The 5,839-nt window shown below is 58.9% G+C and carries 1 protein-coding gene; it reads right to left on the bottom strand.

Translation table 11 applies throughout. The features are described from left to right. Positions 1 to 5,809, bottom strand: a 5,809-nt coding sequence (locus GVL12_RS25405; RefSeq protein WP_159918341.1) for a cadherin-like domain-containing protein, incomplete at its 3' end; no start/stop codon positions are given. Positions 5,810 to 5,839 lie beyond the last annotated feature (30 nt).

Here is a 5,839-nt window from a genome sequence, read left to right as displayed (position 1 = left end):
TGATGGTGTAGGTATAGGTCTCGGTGAGGGACTCGCCGCTTGTGAGGCCCTGAACGTCGAGGTTGGTGTTGTCCAGCGCATAGCTGTAGCTGCCATCGGCATCGAGCACCAGGGTGCCGTATTGGCCATCGACGTCGATTGAGACCTGCCCGGCGACATCCGTGTCGCCATGGGCGGCCTTGTCGCCAACGGCCACGCCGGAGACCGTTGCGCCGTCGGCGCCCAGGGTGTCCTGGCCTGCATCGCCGGTGCCGCCAACGATGACATTGCCCATGACCGGTGCTGTTGCATCTTCTTCGATGCTGTTGGTGTCATCCGCGGCCAGCGGCGCATCGTCGACGATCTTGATATTGAGATCGAGCGACTTGCTGGAAATCGCTGAACTATCGATGTCCTTGGCGGTAATCGTGAACGTATCGTTCGTGTCTGTTCCCGAGACCGCGGGGGCCTTGGTCAACAGATATTCATACTCCACGGTGATCACACCGTCGCTGAGGTCATAGCCGTTCAGTTTCAGCTCACCATATTGGGTGGTGATGGTGACGTCACTGCTGCCGAGGGCTTCCAGTGCGCTGCTGGAAATGGTTTGGGTTTGGTTGACGCCTTGTGCATCCTTGTACTGGATGGTGATATTGTCCACACCGTCGGGTGCGGTGATGGTGAAGCTGGAATCGACCTTCAAGTCGTCCGCCTCGGGTGCGGAGCCCGCAGCCAGCCCGCTTTCATAGACAACATGGTCGTTGATGTTGCCGCTCTCGCCCGTGGTGTCGGTAGGTACCGTGATCGTGATGGGACGGTCAATGACAATGGTCAACGACGCTGTTCCGACCAGTTCACCGCCAGTGCCCTGGTCCTGCCCATTTCCATCGGGGCCTGGGCTGGCTCCACCCGTATTGGAGTTGCCGTCCTTGATTTCGTAGCTCAGCGTGATTTCACGCGGTGCATCGGCACTGTCATTCTTATAGGTGATGTTCCTGAGAACCGTGTCGGCTGCTGCGGAGTCGGCATCGGTGCTGAACGCGATCGTCAGCGTTCCATTGGTATGGGTGAAGGACCCAACCGTTGTTCCACCGACATTGAGATTATTGCCACTGACGGTCACACCGCTGGCGAAGCCAAAAATGCCACCGGCGATCTCGCTGTCTGCATGCGAAATGGTCAGCGTGGAACCGGACCAGTTATTGAACATGTCCAGCTCTGGATCATTCAGATCGCCGCTGGGCGTCAGAGTGAGGGCCGGGCCATTTTGGACATAAGTGGGATCGGATGAGGGGAATGAACCAAAGCCTGGTTCGGCATTGGCATCCGTCACCATAAAGGTGAGTGTCTGGGCGTTCGTAAGAGCGCCCCGGTCTCCGGCCGAGCCAAGATCAGTATCGTACAGGCCAGAGCCACCATTGGCTGCGTCATTGGCCGTGACGGTGAATACGATTTTTCCGTCGACATTGGCCTCGCTGTCGGCGAGCTGGTAGACCACACCATCGGCCAGCAACTGATTGATGGCGCTCAGCGTGCCTGTCAGCGTTACGCCACCTGTGAGATCGTCAGCAATGTCGACTCCGTACGTGTCGCCACCCAAAAAGCTGAACTCCCCAATGGGCTCGCCGTCGTACTTGGCCTCCAGCGTGACCGAGAAGTCCGAATTGTCCGGGGTGATCTGGTGACCGGGCTTGTCACTATTGGCAGCATCGAGCGTATCGATGTCGCTGACCACAATGGCATTGCCATTGCTGCTGGAGAATTCGTATTCGCCTGAGGTGAGAGGGATGTCCTCGCCTGCGTGAGGCAAGGTGACTACAGGCGCATCGTTTTGCGGACGAATATAAATAGCAAATGTCTTGGTGACATCCAGGTCGGCGCTGCCTTCCGTGCCATCCTGGCCATGATTGCCATGGTCGTTGACCGTGATGGTCAGCGTGTCCTTGCCATTGAAGTTGCTGTCAGCTCGGTACTGCAAAGCCGACAGAAATGCATTGACCTGTTCCAGGGTCTGCCCGGTCAAGGTGATGGTTTTTTGGGAACCTCCATTGAAAGAGCCATGCTCGACGCTGACCGTGACCGTGTAGTTGTCACCAACGCCAAAGTCGTCGGGGTCGCTGATGGACAAGCCGCCGAGCGAGGCCAAGCTGTCTTCGATGACGGTGAAGTACTCCGTTGTTCCACCGACTTCTGTTCCATTGGTCGGGGGCGTGATCTCCGGCACGTCGTTCTTGTCGGATGCCGCAATCTTGAAGGTGACCGATGCGGTGTTGTTTGCATCGCTGAAGTCCGAGCCGTCGGCGTTCTTCTCGCCCCCGCCGTTGGCCTCCGTGTCGCTGATGCGGTCATCTACCGTGATGACGAGGCTCAGATCGCTCCTGTCCAGGTCCACGCCGCTGGTCTGGGCTTGCAGCTGATCCAGCGCCTTTTGCACTTCCTCTAGGGTGCCTTCCAGTACCAGGGTGGGGGTGCCCGAACCAGTGATTGTCAGGTCGCCCGAGACAGGATATGCCGATTGAAGCTTACCTTCAGCAAGTGGATTGTCGCCATCCTTGAGCGCTACCGTGACCTTGATGTAATCGGTTTCCCCGTCTTGGATGCCATTGACCAGATCGGGGTCGCCGATGGTGACATGGGGCATGTCTACCCAGTGGTTGGATGAGTCAATGATCCACAGTTTGTCCTCGTCGCCCGGCGTGGTGGGGGCAATCGTGGGCGCATCGTTCAGCGGTTGGACGTTGATCCAGAAGGTGCCTTCCACCGAAGTTGCAGCACCATCGCTGACCTTGAACTTGAATAGGTCGTTGTAATTGCCATTCGTCAGGGAATCGGGCTCATCTCCGCTGTGGACATAGGTGAGGCGTCCGCTGTCAATATCGGCCTGGGTGAAGGTCGAACCTATGCCCAAGGCCTTGCCGCCCAGCATCAGCGTGCCCTGGCCTGGCACTGCTGTGAGCTGGTACTGGCGCTGAACCGTGGTGTTGTCGCTGTCGATGGCAACCAGCAGGCCTTCGATATTGCCAGTGTCGCCTTCGTTCACGAGCAGAATAGCGTTGACCGCTGCTGTCGCTCCACCACCCGTGATCGTGCCGGTCACGGAGGGCGCAGTATCGTTGGGTGTCACCTGGATCTGCGGCGCGCCATTGACCGGCGTGACATTGATGACCGCGGTGGCAATGCTGCTCACATTGGACTGGTTCGTATCCGTGGCGTCTGGCGGAACCGAGTGGTCTGTGACAAAGGCATTGCCCGGCTGGCCCAGGTCGTCGCGCACGCTATAGGTGAAGCTGACCTGGGGCTTGCCATCCGCATAGGCCAGCGGCTCGCTGCCGTCGTGCACATAGCGCAGGCCGGAGGTCTGGCCGTCTGCCGTTGCGGTCAACAGTTCTTGGGGCAGCCATTCGCCAATGACGGCATCAACCCAGGCTGCGCCGTTCCAGCGCTCCAGCTTGCCATGTTCCGGCAATGTTTCCAGCTTGAACCACAAATGGTCTGGCGCGCCTTCGCCCGTGTGCTTGGAGGGGTCCTCGCTCTCGTCGGCATCGGCCATGCCCAGCACATCCGAGTCGAGACGGACTGTGTTGCCTTCGCCTTCCGTGACCGAGGCATTGCCGCCGCTTACCGTAGGACGGTCATTGGTCGGGGTGATGTCAATGGCAAAGACGCCTTCGTGGGGCGTCATGGATGACCCATCACTGACCGTGAAACCAAATTCGGCGGTGTGGTTTTCCGAGCCATTGCTGACAAAGCGAATCCTGCCGTCGTTGATGTCCTTTTGCGTGAACTGGCCGTTGGTGGATATGGTTTCCCATTCACCGTCGACCAGGCGTTCAAGGGTGCCATTTCCAGGCTGTACCGTCAGTGTGTAAACCGTCTCGCTGGCAGGAACTTTCAGGACTACGTCATCGCTGGTGTCACCGGGCGTGCCTGCATTGTCTGTCCGGGTGATTTCGTAATTGAGCATGGCGTCGCTCAACAGGTAGCCACCATTGACCGTACCTACGTTGTCTTCGTTCCAGATGCCGTTTTCCGTGTCATTGCCATTGCCTGGCAAGACAACGACAGGCTTGAACTCATACTCGGTATTGCTGCCGCCATAGCCTGGGGTGGCCGGGCGTGGCCCGCCGGTGTAGTCCTCATGCTCTACCTCAGTCGCCTGGATCTTGATATGGAAGGTCTGGATTGCGACATTTCCGTTCTCATCACGAACCGCTCCTTCCTGCAGTTCGCCTGCCACGCCATCGGCTGACATGGCATAGCCAAAGGCAGAGTCACGGACGGTGAAGCTGAAACCATCCATCGTATCTACCGCTACGTCGGTGGTCTGGTAGTAGCGTACCTTGCCGTCGGCAATGTCCTGTTGCGTAAAACGTCCGCCGGCGCCCAGAGTTATCCAGCCATCTCCGCCATGGCCGACATTGCCACCCACATACAACTGAAGCTCGCCTTCAGCCGGCGCGGATTCCACGGTGTAGACGAGCTGGTCCTTGGGGGTGGTGCTGGCAGGGTTGTTGGGGTTGATGTCGCCGTCCTGAATGGACAGCATTTCCTCTGTCAGGAGCGTGGGGCCAGTGCCGCCGACCGCGCGTTCTTCCAATTCCAGCGGGTTGTCGGATGAACCGTGTGCGTTGTCCAGCGTCGGATCGTCGTTGTTGGGGGTGATGCGCAGCGTGACCGTGGCGTCGGTGGTCCGTTGGGCTTCGCTACCCTGGCCACCACCGCTGTCAGTGACCGTGATGCGGTAGGAAGGGGCGAGCATGTCAGGCGCATTGGGTTCTGTGCCGTCGTGCTTGAACTTCAGGCTGCCCAGGTTGGCCTTTTGCTCGGCGGTGAGCGTGACAGAGGTCTGCCCGGAAGGGATGACCAGCGCTTCGCCCTCGTCAATCTTGTTGTCTCCATTGAGGTCGAAGAAGAATGTTCCCTGGCCGCCGGTGACGATCTCGTCGATGGTCACCACCGCATCTGCGATCGTGTCGGCGCTGTCGCCCAGATTGATCTCGGGCGCTACCACCTGGGTCTCTCCTTCGATCAGGGAAGGTGAGGTGCTGCCGATGGATGGGGCCACATTCCTGGGCTGGATGATGATGTCAATCTGGCCGGACCGGGAGCCCCCGCCACCGTCGTGGACGGTGATGCCGAAGGAGGCAGACGCGTCGCTGCTGACGTCATCTTTTGAGGCGGTGTATTGCAGATTGCCGATATCGGTAGCTGCAACCACTTGTCCCACGCTGACGGGGGAGCCGTTATAGGTCAGCGTACCGGAAGTCGGCAGGGAGTCGATGATGATGACCAACTGCTCTTTGACCTGCTGACCTGTGCCAATGTCAGCGTCCAGTGCCTCCCATGAGGAAGCCAGTTGCTCCAGCGACAGATTCTTGCTTTCGCCTTCGCCTAGAACCAGCGGCACCTTGGTGCCAAAGTCAGGCGCATCGTTGACCGCCGTCACGGAGATGTCGCTGATCTCCAGTTCTGTGTCGCCACTGCGGATGGTGATCTTGGGGGCGTAATCATCGACCAGGCTGTTCTGGTTCTCGGTGGGCGTGAATTGGAGGCCGTTCGCGAATGCAGCGTTGATGTCACTGAGACTGCCTGTGACCGTCAATTCGCCCGTGCCGGAGTTGACAACGACAGCTCCGCCAGCGTTGTTGAATGTGGATGTACCACCCTCCGTGGTGATGGTGACGGTGACATCGCCTGTGCCCGTGCCTTGCAGTTGAATATGCTGGATGGACAGTTCCGTGTCTTCGGCCGTGACCAGCTTCTGCGTGGATGTCAGCTCGATGGAGGTTACCGTTGCCGGGTCCTCGGAAATCAAGCCCGAGAAGCCCATTAAACCCGCTATGCCCGCTAGTTGGGGGGG

The organism is Pantoea sp. 18069, assembly GCF_902706035.1.
Classification (GTDB): domain Bacteria; phylum Pseudomonadota; class Gammaproteobacteria; order Burkholderiales; family Burkholderiaceae_C; genus Comamonas.
This window is presented reverse-complemented; position numbering and strand designations above follow the sequence as displayed.